At 71.8% G+C, this 18068-nt stretch carries 20 protein-coding genes and 1 riboswitch; of the genes, 3 read left to right on the top strand and 17 right to left on the bottom strand.

What is annotated here, in order from left to right:
- The first annotated feature begins 6 nt into the window (after positions 1–6).
- Positions 7–648, top strand: coding sequence for a TIGR03085 family metal-binding protein (locus tag JOB34_RS05525; protein WP_208051773.1), 642 nt, complete (start codon positions 7–9; stop codon positions 646–648).
- Between the two features lie 47 nt (positions 649–695).
- Here JOB34_RS05525 and hisF read toward each other — a convergent pair whose 3' ends face one another.
- Positions 696–1451, bottom strand: coding sequence for an imidazole glycerol phosphate synthase subunit HisF (gene hisF / locus JOB34_RS05520; protein WP_208051772.1), 756 nt, complete (start codon positions 1449–1451; stop codon positions 696–698).
- 23 nt (positions 1452–1474) lie between these two features.
- On the opposite strand from hisF, the gene JOB34_RS05515 reads away from it, so the two are divergent.
- On the top strand, positions 1475–2080 hold the full coding sequence (locus JOB34_RS05515; protein ID WP_347813738.1) for a hypothetical protein: 606 nt from the start codon (positions 1475–1477) through the stop codon (positions 2078–2080).
- Between the two features lie 25 nt (positions 2081–2105).
- Here JOB34_RS05515 and JOB34_RS05510 read toward each other — a convergent pair whose 3' ends face one another.
- From JOB34_RS05510 to JOB34_RS05450, 13 genes are all read right to left on the bottom strand, one after another.
- On the bottom strand, positions 2106–2561 hold the full coding sequence (locus JOB34_RS05510; RefSeq protein ID WP_208051771.1) for a PH domain-containing protein: 456 nt from the start codon (positions 2559–2561) through the stop codon (positions 2106–2108).
- Positions 2562–2568: 7 nt separating this feature from the next.
- On the bottom strand, positions 2569–3414 hold the full coding sequence (hisG, locus tag JOB34_RS05505) for an ATP phosphoribosyltransferase (protein WP_208051770.1): 846 nt from the start codon (positions 3412–3414) through the stop codon (positions 2569–2571).
- A gap of 30 nt (positions 3415–3444) precedes the next feature.
- Positions 3445–3708, bottom strand: a complete 264-nt coding sequence (locus JOB34_RS05500) for a phosphoribosyl-ATP diphosphatase (protein ID WP_208051769.1) — start codon at positions 3706–3708, stop codon at positions 3445–3447.
- Between the two features lie 11 nt (positions 3709–3719).
- Positions 3720–4214, bottom strand: a complete 495-nt coding sequence (gene ribH, locus JOB34_RS05495) for a 6,7-dimethyl-8-ribityllumazine synthase (RefSeq protein ID WP_208051768.1) — start codon at positions 4212–4214, stop codon at positions 3720–3722.
- Entirely contained in the window at positions 4211–5458 is a 1248-nt protein-coding gene (ribA, locus tag JOB34_RS05490) for a GTP cyclohydrolase II (RefSeq protein WP_208051767.1), read from the bottom strand. The genes ribH and ribA overlap by 4 nt, the downstream gene beginning before the upstream one ends.
- Before the next feature lies 1 nt (position 5459).
- On the bottom strand, positions 5460–6155 hold the full coding sequence (locus JOB34_RS05485) for a nicotinamide mononucleotide transporter family protein (RefSeq protein ID WP_208051766.1): 696 nt from the start codon (positions 6153–6155) through the stop codon (positions 5460–5462).
- Positions 6152–6775 (bottom strand): riboflavin synthase, encoded by a 624-nt coding sequence (locus tag JOB34_RS05480; RefSeq protein WP_208051765.1) that lies wholly within the window; start codon positions 6773–6775, stop codon positions 6152–6154. The genes JOB34_RS05485 and JOB34_RS05480 overlap by 4 nt, the downstream gene beginning before the upstream one ends.
- Positions 6776–7801 carry a bifunctional diaminohydroxyphosphoribosylaminopyrimidine deaminase/5-amino-6-(5-phosphoribosylamino)uracil reductase RibD gene (gene ribD / locus JOB34_RS05475; RefSeq protein ID WP_208051764.1) on the bottom strand — a complete coding sequence of 342 codons (1026 nt, stop codon included), beginning with the start codon at positions 7799–7801 and terminating at the stop codon, positions 6776–6778.
- 140 nt (positions 7802–7941) lie between these two features.
- A riboswitch (FMN riboswitch) is annotated at positions 7942–8078 on the bottom strand.
- A gap of 108 nt (positions 8079–8186) precedes the next feature.
- A complete protein-coding gene (gene rpe / locus JOB34_RS05470; protein ID WP_208051763.1) occupies positions 8187–8840 on the bottom strand; it encodes a ribulose-phosphate 3-epimerase in 654 nt (217 codons plus the stop codon).
- A gap of 11 nt (positions 8841–8851) precedes the next feature.
- The gene (locus JOB34_RS05465; RefSeq protein ID WP_208051762.1) at positions 8852–10363 is read right to left on the bottom strand and encodes a transcription antitermination factor NusB; all 1512 of its coding nucleotides are present in this window, start codon (positions 10361–10363) and stop codon (positions 8852–8854) included.
- Entirely contained in the window at positions 10360–11286 is a 927-nt protein-coding gene (gene fmt, locus JOB34_RS05460; RefSeq protein WP_208051761.1) for a methionyl-tRNA formyltransferase, read from the bottom strand. The genes JOB34_RS05465 and fmt overlap by 4 nt, the downstream gene beginning before the upstream one ends.
- Positions 11283–11828: a peptide deformylase gene (gene def, locus JOB34_RS05455; protein WP_208051760.1), complete on the bottom strand. Its 546-nt coding sequence runs from the start codon at positions 11826–11828 to the stop codon at positions 11283–11285. Before def ends, fmt begins: the two co-directional genes overlap by 4 nt.
- A 1-nt stretch (position 11829) precedes the next feature.
- Entirely contained in the window at positions 11830–12534 is a 705-nt protein-coding gene (locus tag JOB34_RS05450; RefSeq protein WP_208051759.1) for an HAD family phosphatase, read from the bottom strand.
- Between the two features lie 44 nt (positions 12535–12578).
- On the opposite strand from JOB34_RS05450, the gene JOB34_RS05445 reads away from it, so the two are divergent.
- Positions 12579–13190, top strand: a complete 612-nt coding sequence (locus JOB34_RS05445; protein ID WP_208051758.1) for a DJ-1/PfpI family protein — start codon at positions 12579–12581, stop codon at positions 13188–13190.
- Positions 13191–13218: 28 nt separating this feature from the next.
- Here the strand turns inward: JOB34_RS05445 and JOB34_RS05440 are convergent, their stop codons facing one another.
- The 3 genes from JOB34_RS05440 to coaBC all read right to left on the bottom strand — a co-directional run bounded on the left by JOB34_RS05440 (position 13219) and on the right by coaBC (position 18064).
- A complete protein-coding gene (locus JOB34_RS05440; RefSeq protein WP_347813737.1) occupies positions 13219–15339 on the bottom strand; it encodes a primosomal protein N' in 2121 nt (706 codons plus the stop codon).
- Positions 15340–15516: 177 nt separating this feature from the next.
- The gene (metK, locus tag JOB34_RS05435) at positions 15517–16737 is read right to left on the bottom strand and encodes a methionine adenosyltransferase (protein WP_208051757.1); all 1221 of its coding nucleotides are present in this window, start codon (positions 16735–16737) and stop codon (positions 15517–15519) included.
- Between the two features lie 97 nt (positions 16738–16834).
- Positions 16835–18064, bottom strand: coding sequence for a bifunctional phosphopantothenoylcysteine decarboxylase/phosphopantothenate--cysteine ligase CoaBC (gene coaBC, locus JOB34_RS05430; RefSeq protein WP_208051756.1), 1230 nt, complete (start codon positions 18062–18064; stop codon positions 16835–16837).
- Between the last annotated feature and the right edge of the window lie 4 nt (positions 18065–18068).

The following is an 18068-nucleotide window of genomic DNA, read 5'->3' as shown; positions in this document are numbered from 1 at the left end:
GGAGGTATGCCGAACATCGCTCAGCAGGAACGTGCCGCCATCTGCCGGACCTTCATCGAGGTCGGCCCCGATGCGCCGACGCTGGACGGGGATTGGCGCGCCCGTGACCTCGCCGCCCATCTGATCCTGCGCGAACGCCGACCGGACGCCGCGCTCGGCGCGGTGCTGCCGGCGCTCGCCGACCGCACCGAACGGATCCAGCGCGAGCTGGCCGCGAAGGACTTCCCCGGTCTGGTCGAGCAGATCCGGCAAGGTCCGCCGGTGTGGCATCCCGCACGGATCTCCAAGATCGACATGCTCAGCAACCTCGGCGAGTTCTTCGTGCACCACGAGGACGTGCTGCGCGGCGGCGAGTCGTGGCAGCGGCGCGAGCTCTCGCCGCAGCTGTCCCAGGCGCTGTGGGACAACCTGCCGCAGGTCGCCCGGCTCGCGATGCGCGACGTACGGGTGGGAGTCGTGGCCGATGCGCCGGGGGTGGGGCGGCGTTCGATCCGCAAGCCGAAGGACGAACACGGCAGTGTGGTGCTCACGGGTCGGCCCGGGGAGATCTTCCTGTCGGTGTTCGGTCGTGACGGGGTCGCGGAGGTGACGTTCGACGGAGCGGACGTCGACGTGGCGGCGTACCGGGAATCCAAGCGCGGGGTGTAGCGATGAGAGTCGTTGCGCTTTATAGGGCGCGCGACGACACCGGTGTCTCAGCGGACGGGGTGGCCTGCTGCCCGCAGAGCGTCCTTGACCTGGCCGATCGTGAGCTCGCCGAAGTGGAAGACGGACGCGGCGAGGACGGCGTCGGCTCCCGCGTCGACCGCCTGCACGAAGTGCTCCGGCGCACCCGCTCCGCCGCTGGCGATGAGCGGCACCGACACCTCCCGGCGTACGGCGCGGATCAGCTCCAGGTCGAAGCCGTCCTTGGTGCCGTCGGCGTCCATCGAGTTGAGCAGGATCTCCCCGGCACCGAGCGCGGCGGCGCGCACGCACCATTCGACGGCCTCCAGCCCTGCGGACGTGCGACCGCCGTGGGTGGTGATCTCGAAGTGGCCGTCGGCGGCGCGGCGTACGTCGGCCGAGAGCACCAGCACCTGCGCGCCGAAGCGGTCGGCGATCTCGGCGATGACCTCCGGCCGGGCGATCGCGCCGGTGTTGATGCCGACCTTGTCGGCACCGCTGCGCAGGAGACGGTCGACGTCGGCGACGGTGCGCACTCCCCCGCCGACGGTCAGCGGGATGAAGACCTGCTCGGCGGTGCGGCCGACCACCTCGTACGTCGTGTCGCGCGCGGCGGAGCTGGCCGTGACGTCGAGGAAGGTGAGCTCGTCGGCGCCCTGGCCTTCGTACCCGTGGGCCAACTCGACGGGATCGCCGGCGTCGCGCAGATCGACGAAGTTCACGCCCTTCACGACGCGCCCGGCGTCGACGTCGAGGCACGGGATCACACGCACCGCTGAAGTCACGCGCGCCAGCCTACGGTGGGGTCGTGGACGTCGGTGCGCAGAGTTTCGTGTGGGGAACCAACGACGCGCGCGCCGGCGACGCGAATGCAGTTGCGGCGTGGGCGCGTTCGATTGCCGAACTGGTAGAGCTCGAAGCGGCCCCTCGACCGGTGGTCGTCGCGATCGACGGGCGAGGGGGCGCCGGCAAGTCCAGCCTCGCGGCGCTCGTGGCGCCGCTGCTCGACGACGCGCCGGTGGTGCACATGGACGACATCTACCCCGGGTGGGACGGGTTGGCCCGGGCGGTCCCGCTCCTGGTGGAGCAGGTGCTGGCGCCGCTCGCGCGAGGTGAGCGGGCGGCGTACCGGCGTTACGACTGGGTCGCGGGCGCCTACGCCGAGACCCTCGTGGTGCCGCCCCAGCGGTACGTCGTGGTCGAGGGTGTGGGCTCCAGCGTCGGCGCGGCGCGCGCGTACGCCGATGTGCGGGTGTGGGTGCAGGCACCGACCGACCTGCGACGGCGGCGCGGCGAGGATCGCGACGGTGGGGGCTTCGCCGGTCACTGGGAGCGGTGGGCCGCACAGGAGACGTCGCTCTTCGACGCGGATGGGACGCCGGAGCACGCCCACCTCACCATCGAGACCGGCTGAGCTCGATCGGCGAGGGATCGCCGGGTCAGCGGTCCTGGACGGTCGAGTGCACCTGCACCAGGGCCGCCATCCGGCCGGCTTCGGCCTGCGCGTGCGGCCCGTCGGATCGCTGCACCGCCATCACCGCCAAGTGCTCGGTGTCGTCGAGTTCGAGCATGAGCCAGGGCTGGCCACCGCCGAACTGGACGTTGACCACCTGCACCCACTCGATGGTGCGCGTCGAGAGCAGATTGCGGACCTGCAGACCGCGCTCGGTCGGCACGGCACGCACGAGCGCGTACCGCATCAAAAACGCGGCGATGAGCACCCCGAAGAGCGTCAGCATCACCGAATCGATGCCGGCCCAACCGGTCACCCCGCCGCGCGGGACCGTCAGCCCCACGATCGCGAAGGCGATCACGCACGCGATCGCCGCTGCCGTGGCCACCACGCGGGAGCGCCGCGGACGGAAGACGGCGTACGGCTCGGACGTCGTTGTCATCGGATGCTCATAATCGGCAGGCCGCGATCTCGGTGACGAGGATGGCGCGCGCACCGATCTCGTAGAGCTCGTCCATCACCGCGTTGGTGGAGCGGCGCGGCACCATCGCGCGGACGGCGACGAACTGCTCGTCGTGCAGCGGCGACACGGTCGGGCTCTCCAGCCCGGGCGTGACCGCGAACGCCTGCTCGACCAGCTCGCGGCGGATGTCGTAGTCGACCATGACGTAACGCTGAGCGGTCAGCACGCCCTGCAGACGCCGGATCAGCACTGCCAGCAGCGGATTGGAGTCGGCGTCGGCGCGCTGCACCAGCACGGCCTCGCTCTGCAGGATCGGCTCGCCGAAGACCTCGAGCCCCGCGTTGCGCAGCGTCGTGCCGGTCTCGACGACGTCGGCGATCACGTCCGCGACCCCCAGGGTCACGGCGGTCTCGACCGCGCCGTCGAGGCGTACGACTTCCGCGTGCACGCCGTGCTTCCTCAGGTCGGCGCGCACCAGACCCGGGAAGCTGGTCGCGACCCGGCGACCCTCGAGCTGGGCGACGTCGGCGACCCCGCCGGCCGAACCGGCGTAGCGGAAGGTCGACGCACCGAACCCGAGGGGCAGGCACTCGGTGGCCGGGCTGCCGGAGTCCAGCAGCAGATCGCGCCCGGTGAGGCCGACGTCGAGGGTGCCCTGCCCGACGTACACCGCGATGTCGCGCGGGCGCAGGAAGAACAGCTCGACGTCGTTGTCGGCGTCGAGGATCACCAACTCCTTGGCGTCGCGGCGCCCGCGGTAACCGGCCTCGCGCAGCATCTCGGCGGCGGGTTCGGCGAGCGCGCCCTTGTTGGGCATTGCCACTCTCAGCATGGTCGTCCTTCGTCGGTGCCGGTCAGAGGATCACAGGTAGGAGTAGACGTCCTCGAGCGTGAGCCCGCGCGCCAGCATCAGCACCTGCAGGTGGTAGAGCAGCTGGCTGATCTCCTCGGCCGTCCGCTCCACGCCCTCGTGCTCGGCGGCCATCCACACCTCGGCGGCCTCCTCGACGATCTTCTTGCCGATGCCGTGCACACCGGTGTCGAGTTCCGCGACGGTGCCGGATCCGACCGGTCGCTCGCGGGCCTTCTCGGCCAGCTCGGACCACAACTGCTCGAACGTCTTCACGAGGAGCCAGGTTACGGTGCGATGGACGTCGACCGGGCCGGCGTCCGCAGCGTGATTGCGGTCGCCACGGCCGCCGTCGCCGCCTCGTGGCCCTTGTCCTCGCTCGACCCGGGCAGCCCGGCCCGCGCCAGCGCCTGCTGCTCGTCGTCGCAGGTGAGCAGGCCGAAGCCGACGGGCACCCCAGTCTGCACGCTGACCTGGGTCAGCCCGAGGGTCGCGGACTGGCACACGTAGTCGAAGTGCGGTGTGCCGCCCCGTATCACGACACCGAGCGCCACGAGGGCGTCGTACGACGGTGCGAGACGCGCGCAGGCGACGGTCAGCTCGAAGCTGCCGGGCACCCGTACGAGCTCGATATCGTCGTCCGCCACCCCGGCGTCGGACAGTCCGCGCAGCGCGCCGTCGACCAGCCCGCTCATGACCTGCTCGTGCCAGGACGCGGCGATCACCGCGACCCGCAGGCCGGAGGCGTCGGTGGTGACGACCGGGGCGCCGTGCCCGCTCATGCCGACACCCCGTGACCGGTCGTCAGGTCGCTGGGGTGCAGGGGCGACACCGGCTCCAGCGGCGGCGTGTGGCCGAGCCGCTCGCGCTTGGTGCGCAGGTAGCGCTCGTTCTCCGTCGTCTGACCCACATGCAGCGGCACCATCTCGATGACGTCGATCCCCAACTCCTGCAACGCTTCGGCCTTCCGTGGGTTGTTGGTGAGCAGTCGGACGCCGGTGCTTCCCAGGTCGTGCAGGACCGCCGACGCGGCGTCGTACTCCCGCGCGTCCACGGGCAGACCGAGCCGGGTTTGAGCATCGACGGTGTCGTATCCACCGTCCTGCAGTTCGTACGCGCGCAGCTTGTCGGCGAGCCCGACCCCGCGGCCCTCGTGTCCGCGCAGGTAGACGACGGTGCCGCCGTCGCGCCCGATGCGCTCCATCGCAGCCTCGAGCTGTGGACCGCAGTCGCACCGCCGGGATCCGAAGACGTCGCCGGTGAGGCACTCGGAGTGCACCCGCACGAGTCCGTCGCCGGGCCCGGCGGGGCTGGTGAGGGCCAGGTGCTCGACGCCGGTGAGCCGGTCGACGTACGCCGTGACGGCGAAGGTGCCGTGCGGGGTGGGGAGCGTCGTGCGGGCCACCGCACGCACCCGGTCCTGACGGCGGCGCCAGGCGACCAGGTCGGCGATGGTGATCGTCAGCAGGCCCTCGCACTCGGCCAGGTCGAGCGCGGCGTCGAGCCGCATCATCGACCCGTCGTCGTGCACCAGCTCGACGATGACACCCACCGGCGACAGACCGGCCAGACGGCACAGGTCGACGGCTGCCTCGGTGTGACCGGGCCGCTCCAGCACGCCGCCCGGGCGGGCGCGCAGCGGGAAGACGTGCCCGGGCCGGGTCAGGTCGCTCGCCGTCGCGGCGGGATCAGCCAGTGCGCGCACCGTGGCGGTGCGGTCGGCGGCGCTGATGCCGGTGCTCACCCCGCGGGCCGCGTCGACCGAGACGGTGTAGGCGGTGCCCTTCGGATCCTGGTTGTCGTGCACCATCGGCGGCAACGCCAGCAGGTCGGCGACCTCACCCGGCAGCGGTGCGCAGACGACGCCCGAACCGTGCCGCACGGCCCAGCCCATCCACGACTCGTCGGCGACCGCCGCGGACATCACCAGGTCGACCTCGTTCTCCCGGTCCGCATCGTCCGCAACGAGGACCGGTCTGCCCAGCGCCAGTTCGGCGAGGGCGGCGTCGATCGTCGCGAGCCGCATGTCACACGCTCCCGGTCGGCTCGAGAACCAGCGCGTCCCGTCGGGACACGTTCAGCCAGACGAAGAAGCCCCAGATCACGAACGCCGCGTAGACCGCGTACAGCACGGCCGACGGGTAGTACTGGAACTTGATGAGCTCCGGCACGCCGACGAGGTCGACGGCCAGCCACATCAACCAGAAATCGTTCCAGCCACGGGCCATCGCGAAGGTCGCCATCATCGAGCCGATGAAGATCCACGCGTCGCACCAGTAGTAGTACCAAGGGGCGGGGAACCCGGCGCCGATGAGCTTGAAGAGCCACCAGCAGACGACCAACCCGGCGAGCCACACCCCGACGTACGCCGCCCGTTCGCCGGCCGTGGCCCAGCGCGGGTCGACCGCCGGCGCGTCCTGCCTGCGGGTGCGCTTGGTCTGGCGCCATGCCCACCAGCCGTAGACCGAGGTGAGGATGAAGAACACCTGCCGCCCGGCCTGCCCGAAGAGCACCTGGCCGCCGTGGCCGGTGAAGCCCACCGCGAAGAAGACCGTGAAAAGCAGTGCGTTGCCGATGATGCCGATCGGCCAGGCCCAGACCTTGCGGCGCATGCCGCCGAGCGCGGACGCGAGGCCGAAGAGGTTGCCGACGATCTCGCGCCAGGTGATCGCGTGCCCGGAGATGGTCAGGTGCGCGTCGTACAGGTTCTGAAAGAAACTCATGCGTCCTCCTCGGTGGTGGACCGGGCGCGGAGGCGTCCGGCGAGCAGGCGCTCGGTGTACTTGGCGAGGATGTCGACCTCGAGATTGACCGGCTCGCCGACCGTGCGATGGCCCAGCGTGGTCAGCGCCAGGGTGGTGGGGATGAGCGAGACGGTGAAGCAGTCGTCGTCGACGGACGCCACAGTGAGGGAGACCCCGTCGACGGTGATGGATCCCTTCTCCACGACGTACGACGAAAGCTGGTGCGGCAATTCGATCCGCACGACGGTCCACCGGTCGCCCGGCTCACGACCCAGCACCCGCGCGGTGCCGTCGACGTGGCCCTGCACGATGTGACCACCGAAGCGACCGTCGGCGGGCATCGCCCGCTCGAGGTTGACGGGGTCGCCAGGCGCGATCCCGGCGAGGCTCGAGCGACGCAGCGTCTCGGCCATCACGTCGACGGTGAACCCGAGCTCGTCGTGGTCGACGACGGTCAGGCACACGCCGTTGACCGCGATGGAGGCGCCGTGCCGCGCATCGGACACGACGGTCGTGCCGTTGATGCGCAGGACGGCCGAATCGCTGCCGTGCTCGATCGATCCGAGGGAGCCGAGCTCCTCCACGATGCCGGTGAACATTCAGTCTTCCTTCGTCGTCGTGGTCGCGGGGTGCAGCCGTAGCCGCAGGTCGTCGCCGAGCCGGGTGACGTCAGTCAGCTGGAATCGGCGGATGCCGTCGATGGATCCGATGCCGAGGCCCGCGACGGCCGCCGGACCGTCGCCGAGCAGCGCCGGCGCCAGGTAGGCGACGACCTCGTCGACCAGCCCGGTCCTCAGGAACGCCGCGGCCAGCGTGGGGCCGCCTTCGAGCCACACATGCCGGATCTCCTGGGCGTGCAGCTGTTTCAGGACGACGTGCGGGTCATGAACGGGCAGCAGCAGGGTGGGGGCGGCGTCGTCCAGCACCCTCGCGGTGGCGGGGATCTCCCGCTCCCCCACGATCACCCGCACCGGCGGGCGGCGGGGCGCGTCCGGCGTACGCACGGTCAGTGCCGGGTCGTCGGCCAGAACGGTGCCGGTGCCGACCATGAGAGCGCCCGCGGAGGCACGCAGGCGGTGCACGTCGGCGCGGGCCAGCTCACCGGTGATCCACCGGCTGCTGCCGTCGGCCGCGGCACTGCGCCCGTCGAGGGTGGCGGCGAACTTCCAGGTGACGTAGGGGCGTTCGTTCTCGACGGCGAAGGTCCAGTGGGCGTTGAGCGCGGCAGCCTCCGCTGCACGGAGCCCGCCCGACACCTCGACATCCGCGTCGCGCAGCACGGCGGCGCCACCCCGGGCGGCGGGGTTGGGGTCGGACTGGGCATAGACGACCCGGCGTACGCCGGCCTCGACGAGCGCCTCAGCACACGGGCCGGTGCGGCCGACGTGAGCACAGGGTTCGAGGGTGACGTACGCCGTGGCTCCCCGCGCACGATCGCCCGCGGCGCCGAGGGCCATGACCTCGGCGTGCGCAGTGCCGGCACCGTCGTGCCATCCCTCCCCGACGACCGAATCACCTGCTACGACAACACATCCCACCCGAGGATTGGCGTCGACGGCCGGACCGCGCTGCCCCAGTTCGAGGGCTCGCAGCAGAAAGGTCTCGTCGCGGGATCGGGTGTCCATCGCGCTTCACAACTCCTGTCGGCCGGCCGGTCGGGCACGGGCTCCAGGGCGATGGGCGACACAGCGGTCCGCGACGGGACGCAGCCCCCGGAAGGGTGCGCTCAGTCGCGACACGCGTGTCGCGGACCCGCCGAAGCGGGTCACGTGCTGCCTACCATCCGGACTTTCACCGTCGGTCCCGGAATTCCACCAGGTCAACCGGCCCACTGATCGAAGCTGGGCCGGGTCGCGGACTGTCACCGCCGGTTCGGAATTACACCGACCCCGGAGCACGTTCTGCCGTGATGTTACCGCAGCGTCACCATGCCGCTCGCCGCGGACCGGTTGTCAGCGGATCTCGGACGCCGGCACCAGAAAGACGCTGACAACCGCGGGTGTCGGCCGATCAGCAGCAGTTCTGGGCAAGTTCGCGCAGGCGGTCGATCGCCGCCGCGGCGTCGTCCGCGCCGTACACGGCCGATCCCGCGACGAAGACGTCGGCACCGGCCCGGGCGCACTGCTCGATGGTGTCGCTCGAGACTCCCCCGTCGACCTGCACCCAGATCTCGCCGCCGCGACGCCGGACGGCCTCGCGCACCTGCGCCACCTTCGGCATCTGGTCGGCCATGAAGGACTGGCCACCGAACCCCGGCTCGACGGTCATCACCAGCACCATGTCGACCTCGTCGAGCAGTTCCTCGTACGGCGCGAACGCCGTGCCCGGCTTGATGGCCACACTCGCCCGCGCACCGGCCGCGCGGATCGCGCGGGCGAGCCGTACCGGGTCGTGCGCGGCCTCGATGTGGAAGGTGACGCTGCCGGCGCCGGCCTCGGCGTAGTCCGTGGCCCAGCGGTCGGGGTCCTCGATCATCAGGTGGCAGTCCAGCGGGATCGGGCTGACCTTGGCCAGCGCCTCCACCACCGGCGCGCCGAGCGTCAGGTTGGGCACGAAATGCCCGTCCATCACGTCGACGTGGGCCCAGTCGGCATGGGAGATCCGCTGCAGCTCCGCCTGCAGGTTGGCGAAATCGGCGGACAGGATGCTCGGCGCGATCTGCACGAAATGTCCTCTCAGTCCTGGGTTTCCGGCTTGCGCAGCAGCGCGAAGTACATGGCGTCGGTGCCGTGCAGGTGGGGCCACAGCTGCACGTCAGGACCGTTGCCCAGGTGCTCGATCGGCGCGCCAGCGGTGTCGCGGAAGAGCGGGCGAGCGTCCCGCAGAATGGCCCCCGTCTGCTCCACCACCGATGCCACCAGCTGAGAGGTCTCGGCAAGGTGCGGGCTGCAGGTGGAGTAGCCGACGACGCCGCCCGGCCGGGTGGTGGCGAGAGCCGACAGCAGCAGCTCCCGCTGCAGCGTCACCAACGGGGTGACGTCAGACGGCGTACGCCGCCAGCGCGCCTCCGGGCGGCGGCGCAGTGCGCCCAGACCGGTGCAGGGCACGTCGGCGAGCACGCGCTCGTAGGTGTCGGGCTCCTCGACGCCCAGGTCGCGCCCGTCACCGGTGCCGATCATCACCTCGATCCCTGCTTCGAGGGTGGCGCGTAATGACTTGCGCACCAACGTGGTCCGGTGCTCGCTGACCTCGTTGGCGAAGACGACAGCGCCCTGTTCGGCTGCGAGGTTCGCCAGCAGCGCGGTCTTGCCGCCCGGCCCGGCGCACAGGTCGAGCCACTCCTGGTGTTCGCGCCCCTCGACCAGACCCGGCTCGGCCAGCGCGAGGGTGAGCAGCTGGGAGCCCTCGTCCTGCACGGCCGCACGCATCCGGCGTACGGCGTCGATCTGCGCCGGATCGCCTCCGTCGAGCACCGCGCCCACCCGGGACAGCCGGGAGGCGTGAGCGCCCGCGGCGACCAGCTCCTCCACGGTTGCCAGACCCGGCCTTGCCACCAGCGACACCAGGGGTGGCGCGTTGTCGGCCTGCAGCAGCGCGAGCAGCTGCTCGTCCACGTCGTCGGAGGTGGCCGTGCCACGCTCGAGCAGAGCGGCACGCATCGCGCGAACGACCCACATCGGGTGGGAGTGTTCGATCGACAGGCGCTCCAACGGTTCCCGGCCGGCGACGACCTCGGCGACCCACTCCTCGCGGGTGCGTTCACTGACCCGGCGAAGTACGGCGTTGACGAAGCCGGCGGCGCCCGCTCCATTGACCTCGCGCGCCAGCGCCACCGTCTCGGACGCCGCGGCATGCGCGGGCACGCGCATGCCGAGCAGCTGGTGTGCACCGAGCCGCAGCGTGTCGAGCACCGGTGCGTCGATCTGCGCGACCGGACGGCCGGCGCAGCGCTCGATGATCGGGTCGTAGAGCCCGCGCATCCGGATCGCGCCGTAGGTCAGCTCGGTCGCGAAACCGGCGTCCCGGCCGTGCAGGTCGGCCTCGCGCAGCAGCTTCTGCAGGTCGAGGTTGGCGTACGCGCCGTCCGCGACGTTGCGGGTCACCTGCCAGGCGACGCGCCGGGCGGGGTCACCCGAACGCCGCCGATCGGTGGGTCGCTGAGCCGAGCGACCGTCGTTCGAGCGACGTCGCGCCGCGGGACGCTGACGCCCCTTCGCGTCGCGGTAGCCGCCGCCGTCGTCACTCATCCGAGCACCTCGTCCTCGCCGATCCGGGAGCCGCGTGCCCAGTCTGCCGCCGGCATCGCCTTCCTGCCCTGGGGCTGCACCGTGCCGAGGCGCACGGCTCCGGCGCCGGTCTGGACGTCGACACCCGCCTTTCCCACCCGGATCGCGCCGGGCGCATCGCGCACCTCTTCGTCGAGGAGGCTCACCGGCCCCACCTTGAGCCGCTCCTCGCGGAACGTCGTCCACGCACCGGGTGCCGGCGTGACTCCGCGGACTCTGCGGTCGACAGCGAACGCCGGCTCGTGCCATCGGATCCGGGCATCCTCGACCGAGATCTTGGGTGCGAGCGAGACGCCTTCGGAGGGCTGCGGCATCGGCGTGAGATCACCCTGGGCCAGCGTGTCCAGCGTGGCCACCAGGAGTCCGGCGCCCGCCGTCGCCAGCCGCTCGAGGAGGTCGCCGCTGGTGTCCCGCGGCCGCACGGTCTCGGTCATCGTGCCGAGGATCGGACCGGTGTCCATGCCCTCCTCCAGCAGGAAGGTGGTGGCACCGGTGACCTCGTCGCCGTGGATGACCGCGTGCTGCACGGGTGCCGCACCGCGCCAGGCAGGCAGCAGCGAGAAGTGCAGGTTGATCCAGCCGAGGCGCGGCACGTCGAGCGCGACCCGCGGCACCAGCGCGCCGTACGCGACCACGGGGCACACGTCGGGCGAGAGTTCGGCCAACTGCGCGAGGAAGTCGGGATCACGCGGTCGCTGCGGCGTGAGCACCGGCACGCCCACCTCATCGGCGAGCACACCCACCGGCGAACGGCGTACCGAACGCCCGCGCCCCGCGGGCGCGTCGGGGCGGGTGATGACGCCGACCACGTCGTGCGCGGAGTCGAGCAAAGCCTGCAGGGACGGGACGGCGACCTCCGGCGTGCCGGCGAAGACGACCCTCACAACGCACGGCCATAGGTCGCATGCGGGCTGTCGCGGATGATCGGTCCGGGCAGCCCGGCCCACTCTGCGTCCCGGATGGCCTTGAGCGCGTGGCGGCGAGCGGTCGGGTCGAGCCGGTCGACGAAGAGGATGCCGTCGAGATGGTCGGTCTCGTGCTGGAAGCAGCGGGCGAGCATGTCGCTGCCCTCGATGGTCACCGGTTCGCCGTGCATGTCGAAGCCGCGGGCGACGGCCCGCAGCGACCGGGTCGTGTCGAAGCGCAGGTCGGGGATCGACAGGCACCCTTCGGGTCCGCACTGCAGCTCCGGGGAGAGGGTGAGCTCGGGGTTAATCACATGCCCCAACTGCCCGTCGACGTAGTAGGTGAAGACGCGCAATCCCACGCCGATCTGCGGAGCCGCCAGACCGGCACCGGGCGCGTTCATCATCGTGTCGGTCAGGTCGGCGACGAGGGTCTGCAGCTCACGGTCGAAGGCGGTGACGGGTGCGGCCGGCGTCCGCAGCACCGGATCGCCGAAGAGGCGGATGGGGGTGACGGACATCTCAGATGGCCTTCACCGGAAGACCGCGGAAGAGCAGGTCCGCGCGCAGATCGGACGGGCTGGTGAACTGCACCGCGTCCATCCCGGCGAGCACGGCCGCCTGGACGTTGTCGAGTCGGTCGTCGATGAAGATCGTCTCCTCCAGGTCGCCGATGTGCTCGAGCCGCTCGGCCAGCACCTCGAAGATCTCCGGGTCGGGTTTGGCGATCCCCTCCTCGCCGGAGATCACGATGTCCTCGAAGAGCTGCAGGAAGTCGAAGCGCGCGAGCGCCACCGGGAAGAGTTCGTGCGACCAGTTGGTCAGCGCGAAGAGCGGTGTCCCCGCGGCGTGCAGCTCGCGCAGGATGTCGACCGTCCCCTCGATCGGGCCCACCAGGGAGGCCTCGAAATGCTCGCGATAGGCCAGGATCTCCTCGCGATAGTGCGGGTGGCGGGCGATCGCGTCGGCCTCGGCGTCCTCCCAGGCACGACCGGCGTCCTGCTGCATGTTCCAGGCGTGGAAGTCGAACGTCTCGTCGGCGAGGAAGCCCCGAGCCCGCTCGTCGCCGACGACGGTGCTGATGGCGGCGTACGCGTCCCACTCGATCAGCACGTTGCCGAGGTCGAAGACCACGGCCAGCACAGGCGCGGGTGCGAGAGGGTCGCGATCGACCGACGTGGGCGAGGGCAGGGTGGATCCGCCGGACTCCGGAAGACTCGAACTCATGGTGAAGGGAGCCTAACGGCGACCCGCGCTGGCACGATCGGGGCATGACCACCGAGACCGCGCCCGTGCGCAAGCAGATCGGCATCCTGCTCTTCGACGGGGTGGAGGAACTCGACGCCGTCGGCCCGTGGGAGGTGCTGTCGTTCTGGACCAGGGAGTACCCGGACGACGGGTACGACGTCTCCTGCTTCTCGCGCGAGGGCGGCCCGGTGCGGTGCGCCAAGGGCCTCACCCTGATCGCGCCGCTGTCCTACGCGGACGCGCCGCCATGGGAGGTGCTGGTCTACCCCGGCGGCGAGGGCACCAGGCCGCAGCTGGTCGACGAGGCGCAGTTGGACTGGGTGCGCGCTCAACGCGAGTCGGTCCCGCTACTCACGAGCGTCTGCACCGGTTCGCTTGTCTACGCTGCCGCGGGCCTGCTCGCGGGGCGACCGGCCACGACGTACTGGGGAGCGCTGGAACGGTTGCACGAACTGGATCCGAGCATCGAGGTGCGGCCCGATGACCGCTACGTCGACTCCGGCGACATGATCACCGCGTCCGGGGTGTCTGCCGGGATCGACATGGCGCTGCACCTCGTGCGCCGGCTCGCCGGTGAAGAGCGGGCTCGTCAGGTGCGCCGCGGCATCCAGTACGACCCGCAGCCTCCGGTCTGACCCGCCCCTCTCCCCCCGACGGGTGAGGTCAGAGCAGGTCGCCCGCCGGGTCGACGCGGACGGTGACGCTGCCCGGCTCCTTGCGGGCGCTGCGACCGGCGCGCGCCGCGTGCAACGCGGCTGCCGCCCGCGGACCGTCCTCGAGCGACGTACGCAAGAGCAGCCGCTCCTGCACGGTGCCGTCGCGCTCCGGGTGTGCCAGTGGACCGATCCGCTCGAACCCGTCGCCGACGCCCCGATCCATCGACGCGACGGCCGGAGCATCGCCGGTGAGACCGGCCATCCACACGGCCGGCGGCAGCGCGAGCGCCTCCCGCTCGGCCAGCTCCCGCTCGGCGAGCCACGCGGGCGCCCATCGCACGAGCGCCTGCACCACGGGCAGCGGTTCGTCGTCGCGCACCCCGCACACGACGACCACGCCGTCGTCGTCGTGCGACCGGGTCAGGGCGGCGGCCGTGCACCATCGCCGCAGCGTCTCCTCGCCGGCGGACAACACCGGCCGGTCGACCAGCGCCCACGCGTCCAACAGCAGCGTCGCCCGGTAACCCTGCGCCGCAACGGGTTCGGCACCCGGGGTGGCGATCACCAACGCGGGCGAGGACGACACGTGGGCCACCACCTCACCGGCGCCCGAGCGTACGACCGGCACGCCCGGGAACGCCCGCCCCAGCTCCTCGGCCGTACGGCGCGCGCCCACGACACCCGCCCGCAGCCCGTGCGAGTGACAGTTGGGGCAGTCGAACGGGGTCGCCGGGACGCCGCACCACCGGCACACCGGGGTCTGCCCCGACCCCGTCAACGCCAGCGGGCCGTGACAGATCGCGCAGCGGGCGGGGTCGCGGCAGGTGTCGCAGCGCAACGACGGGAGGTAGCCCCGGCGGGGCACCTGCACCAGCACCGGCCCGTGCTGCAGCGCCTCGTGCGCGGCGCGCCACGCCGCTGACGGCAGGTGCGCCCGCGCCGCGGCGCCGGAGCGTTCGACGTCGCGCTCGTCGCCGGCCACGATCACCCGTGGCACCGCCCCGCGGCGCACCGGAAGGTCGACCGATTGCAGTGCTCCCTGCTGCACCCACTGCTGGATCGCGACCGACCGGGCGAAACCGCCGCTCAGCAGGCCGGCGCTCTCGTGCTCGGCGCGCAGCCGCAGCACCTCGCGCACGTGCGGGTACGGCGCGCGCGGCTCGGCCAGCAGGTCGTCGCCGTCGTCCCACCACGCCACCAGACCCAGATCGGCCACTGGCGCGAACGCCGCGGCCCGGGTGCCGACGACGCAGCGCACGTGTCCGCGCAGCAGCTTCAGGAAGGCGGTGTAGCGCGCCTGCGGGCCCTGGCTCGCCGTGAGCCGCACGTGCCGGCCGGGTCCGAGCTGCTCGGTCAGGGCCTCGTCGAGCCGGTCGACGTCGCGGTGGTCGGGCACCACCAGCACCGCTCCGCGACCCCCGTCGAGCGTCGCGCGGGCCGCCTGCGCCATCGCGGTCGGCCAGTCGAGCACGGGATCGGTGGTGGGCGCTGCGAGCCAGGCGGCGGCCGGCGCGCCGCCGGCGCCCAGCCGGTGCAGGAACGCCGGGCCGGCGGGGTACCGCCCCCAGGCATCCGTCCCGGGGCTCGTCGGATCGGGCGCGGCGGATGCGGCGTGTTCCTCCCCGCCGCCGCCGGGTGAGGGGGCGTCGGCACCCTCCACCTTGGCGTCCAGCGCCTTCTCCGCGGCCGCGTGGCGGGCGGGCACTGCGAGGCGCACGACATCGCTGAACGTCCCGGCGTACCGGTTGGCCACCTCGCGGCACAGCCGGGCGATCGCCGGGGTGAGCGCTGCCTCGGGCGACACGACGCGCCGGATGTCCGTCAGCTTCCCGACGTGCTCGGCCTCCCGGACGCGGGCCAGCACGAAGCCGGAGACGTCCTTGCCCGCGAACCGCACCTTGACCCGGGCGCCGGGCAGGGCGGTGTCGTCGAGGTCGACGGGCACGGCGTACTCGAACGGCCGGTCCAGGTGGGGCAGCCCCACGTCGACGGCCACCTGGGCGACCGGGAGTTCGGGACCGTCGTGGGAGGTCGCGCGCGCGGTCGTACGACGGGTCGCGGCAGCGGCGTGCAGCAACGCCAGCTGCTGCTCGCTCGGCGCCTGCGCGGCACCTCTTCCGTCGTTCACGCGCTCAGTTATACGGGGCAGGACGGACACCACGTCCGCGCGTACGACAGATGGGGTCGTGGCGCGCTCTATGGAGCGCGCCACGACCCCACCTGTGGGACGAGTTTGGTGCGCCCCGCCTCGGGGTCCTCGCGAAGTATTCGAAGGAGCGAAGCGGGGGAGAAACTTCGTGGGGTATTACCCGCGGACGGCCTTCTGCAGGTGCTCGATGCGGTCGGTGCGCTCCCAGGTGAACGCGTCCCGGACGCCGGGCGCCTCGGTGCGGCCGAAGTGACCGTAGGCGGCGGTCGGCTGGTAGATCGGGCGGAGCAGGTCCAGCTCCTCCACGATCGCGGCGGGCCGCAGGTCGAAGACGTCGGTGATGGCCTTCTGGATGTCGTCCAGTGGCGCGGTCTCGGTGCCGAAGGTCTCGACGTAGAGACCGACCGGCTGCGCCTTGCCGATCGCGTAGGCGACCTGCACCTCGCACCGGGTCGCGAGTCCGGCGGCCACGACGTTCTTGGCCACCCAGCGCATCGCGTACGCCGCGGACCGGTCGACCTTCGAGGGGTCCTTGCCGGAGAACGCGCCGCCGCCGTGGCGGGCCATGCCGCCGTAGGTGTCGACGATGATCTTGCGGCCGGTCAGGCCGGCGTCGCCCATCGGGCCGCCGATGATGAACTGCCCGGTCGGGTTGATCAGCTTGCGGTACGACGAGGTGTCGAGGGTGTTGCCCGCCGCGGCGAGGTCCTGCAACACCGGCCGGATGACGTGCTCGTCGATGTCCGGCGCGAGCATCCCGTCCAGCGAGATGTCGTCGGCGTGCTGCGTGGAGAGCACCACGGTGTCCAGACCGACGGCCCGGTCACCCTCGTAGGAGATGGTCACCTGGGTCTTGCCGTCCGGGCGCAGGTAGGGCAGCGTGCCGTCCTTACGGACCCGGGTGAGGCGCTCGGACAGGCGGTGCGCCAGGAAGATCGGCAGCGGCATCAGCTCGGCGGTGTCGTCGCACGCGTACCCGAACATCAGGCCCTGATCGCCGGCGCCCTGGCTGTCCAGGGCCTCGGTGCCGCCCTCGGCGCGGTGCTCGTGCGCGGTGTCGACGCCCTGGGCGATGTCGGAGCTCTGCGCGCCGATCGAGATGGACACTCCGCAGGAGTGCCCGTCGAAGCCCTTGAGCGAGGAGTCGTAGCCGACGTTCACGATCGTGTCGCGGACGATCTGCGCGATCGGGACGTAGCTGTTGGTGGTGACCTCACCGGCCACGTGCACCAGGCCGGTGGTGACCATGGTCTCCACCGCGACCCGGGATCGCGGGTCTTCTTTCAGCATGGCGTCCAGGATCGAGTCGCTGATCTGGTCGCAGATCTTGTCCGGGTGTCCCTCGGTGACCGATTCGGACGTGAAGAGTCGTACCACTGCAGGCTTCTCCTATGGGTCGCGGCGCTCGTGCGGCGTGTGCCGCGTGATCGCGCGGCACCCGTCATCCGGGGCACCGAGCGGCCGACGGCCGAGTCTAGACGGTGGGTGCGATGGCGCGTACGGCGTCCCACACAGCGTGCGCGACGGTCGTCTTGTCCGCCGGGCCGATGTCGTGCGAGCTGGAGCCGTCGCCGCTCAGCAGGTGCACCGTGGTGTCGTCCTGACCGAAGGTCACACCGTCGCCCACCTCGTTGGCGACCAGCAGATCGACCGGTTTGCGGGCCAGCTTGGACCGGGCGTGGTCGAGCACGCTGCCCTGCTCATCGCCCGTCTCGGCCGCGAACCCGACCAGCACCGGCGTCGTGCCCTCGCCGCGCCGGGTCAGCAGCTCGGCCAGGATGTCCGGGTTACGCACCAGGCGGACGACGGGCGCCGCGTCCGGCGCGGCCGGGTCGAAGGTCTTCTTGATCTTGGCGGTGGCGGCGTGCTCGGGGCGGAAGTCCGCCACGGCCGCGGCCATCACGACGACGTCGGCGTCCGCGGCCAGCACGGCGTCGCGCAACTGCAGGGCGGTCTCGACACGCACCAGCGCGCATCCGGGCGGCGCGGGCGTGCTGACCGTGGACACGAGGGTGACCTGCGCGCCGCGCTGCGCTGCGACGGCCGCCAGCGCGTATCCCTGCTTTCCGGACGACCGGTTGCCGAGATAGCGCACCGGGTCCAGAGGTTCGCGGGTGCCGCCGGCGGTGACGAGCACGTGCAGACCGGCGAGGTCACGGTCGCGCGCATCGTCCGGGTCGCCGGTGAGGAACGGCGCGCAGTACGCGGCGATGTCGGCGGGTTCGGGCAGCCGGCCCGGGCCGCTGTCGGCGCCGGTGAGACGCCCGCTGGCGGGTTCGATGACGTGCACGCCGCGCTCTCGGAGCGTCGCGACGTTGGCGACGGTGGCGGGGTGCTGCCACATCTCGGTGTGCATGGCGGGGGCCAGGACGACCGGACAGTGTGCGGTCAGCAGGGTGTTGGTGAGCAGGTCGTCGGCGATGCCGTGGGCGGCCTTCGCGAGGAGGTCGGCCGTCGCCGGCGCCACCACGACGAGGTCGGCCTGCTGGCCCAGCCGCACGTGGGGCACCTCGTGCACCTGCGACCAGACGTCGTCGCTCACGGGCTTGCCCGACAGGGCAGCCCAGGTGGGCGCGCCCACGAACCGCAGTGCTGCGGCCGTGGGCACGACGGTCACGTCATGGCCGTCCTCGGAGAACGATCGCAGCAGTGAGCATGCCTTGTAGGCGGCGATGCCACCGCTGACGCCGAGGACGATCCGCATGACG

Source organism: Allobranchiibius sp. GilTou38, assembly GCF_017565325.1.
Classification (GTDB): domain Bacteria; phylum Actinomycetota; class Actinomycetes; order Actinomycetales; family Dermatophilaceae; genus Allobranchiibius; species Allobranchiibius huperziae.
Note: the sequence above shows the minus strand (reverse complement) of the source record. Positions and strands in the feature narration are given on the sequence as shown.

Coding starts and splice junctions, on each gene's coding strand:
- JOB34_RS05525 (WP_208051773.1), top strand. CDS start 7: ATGCCGAACATCGCTCAGCAGGAACGTGCCGCCATCTGCCGGACCTTC.
- JOB34_RS05510 (WP_208051771.1), bottom strand. CDS start 2,561: ATGACAACGACGTCCGAGCCGTACGCCGTCTTCCGTCCGCGGCGCTCC.
- hisG (WP_208051770.1), bottom strand. CDS start 3,414: ATGCTGAGAGTGGCAATGCCCAACAAGGGCGCGCTCGCCGAACCCGCC.
- ribH (WP_208051768.1), bottom strand. CDS start 4,214: ATGAGCGGGCACGGCGCCCCGGTCGTCACCACCGACGCCTCCGGCCTG.
- ribA (WP_208051767.1), bottom strand. CDS start 5,458: ATGCGGCTCGCGACGATCGACGCCGCCCTCGCCGAACTGGCGCTGGGC.
- JOB34_RS05485 (WP_208051766.1), bottom strand. CDS start 6,155: ATGAGTTTCTTTCAGAACCTGTACGACGCGCACCTGACCATCTCCGGG.
- JOB34_RS05480 (WP_208051765.1), bottom strand. CDS start 6,775: ATGTTCACCGGCATCGTGGAGGAGCTCGGCTCCCTCGGATCGATCGAG.
- ribD (WP_208051764.1), bottom strand. CDS start 7,801: ATGGACACCCGATCCCGCGACGAGACCTTTCTGCTGCGAGCCCTCGAA.
- JOB34_RS05465 (WP_208051762.1), bottom strand. CDS start 10,363: ATGAGTGACGACGGCGGCGGCTACCGCGACGCGAAGGGGCGTCAGCGT.
- def (WP_208051760.1), bottom strand. CDS start 11,828: ATGTCCGTCACCCCCATCCGCCTCTTCGGCGATCCGGTGCTGCGGACG.
- JOB34_RS05450 (WP_208051759.1), bottom strand. CDS start 12,534: ATGAGTTCGAGTCTTCCGGAGTCCGGCGGATCCACCCTGCCCTCGCCC.
- JOB34_RS05445 (WP_208051758.1), top strand. CDS start 12,579: ATGACCACCGAGACCGCGCCCGTGCGCAAGCAGATCGGCATCCTGCTC.
- coaBC (WP_208051756.1), bottom strand. CDS start 18,064: ATGCGGATCGTCCTCGGCGTCAGCGGTGGCATCGCCGCCTACAAGGCA.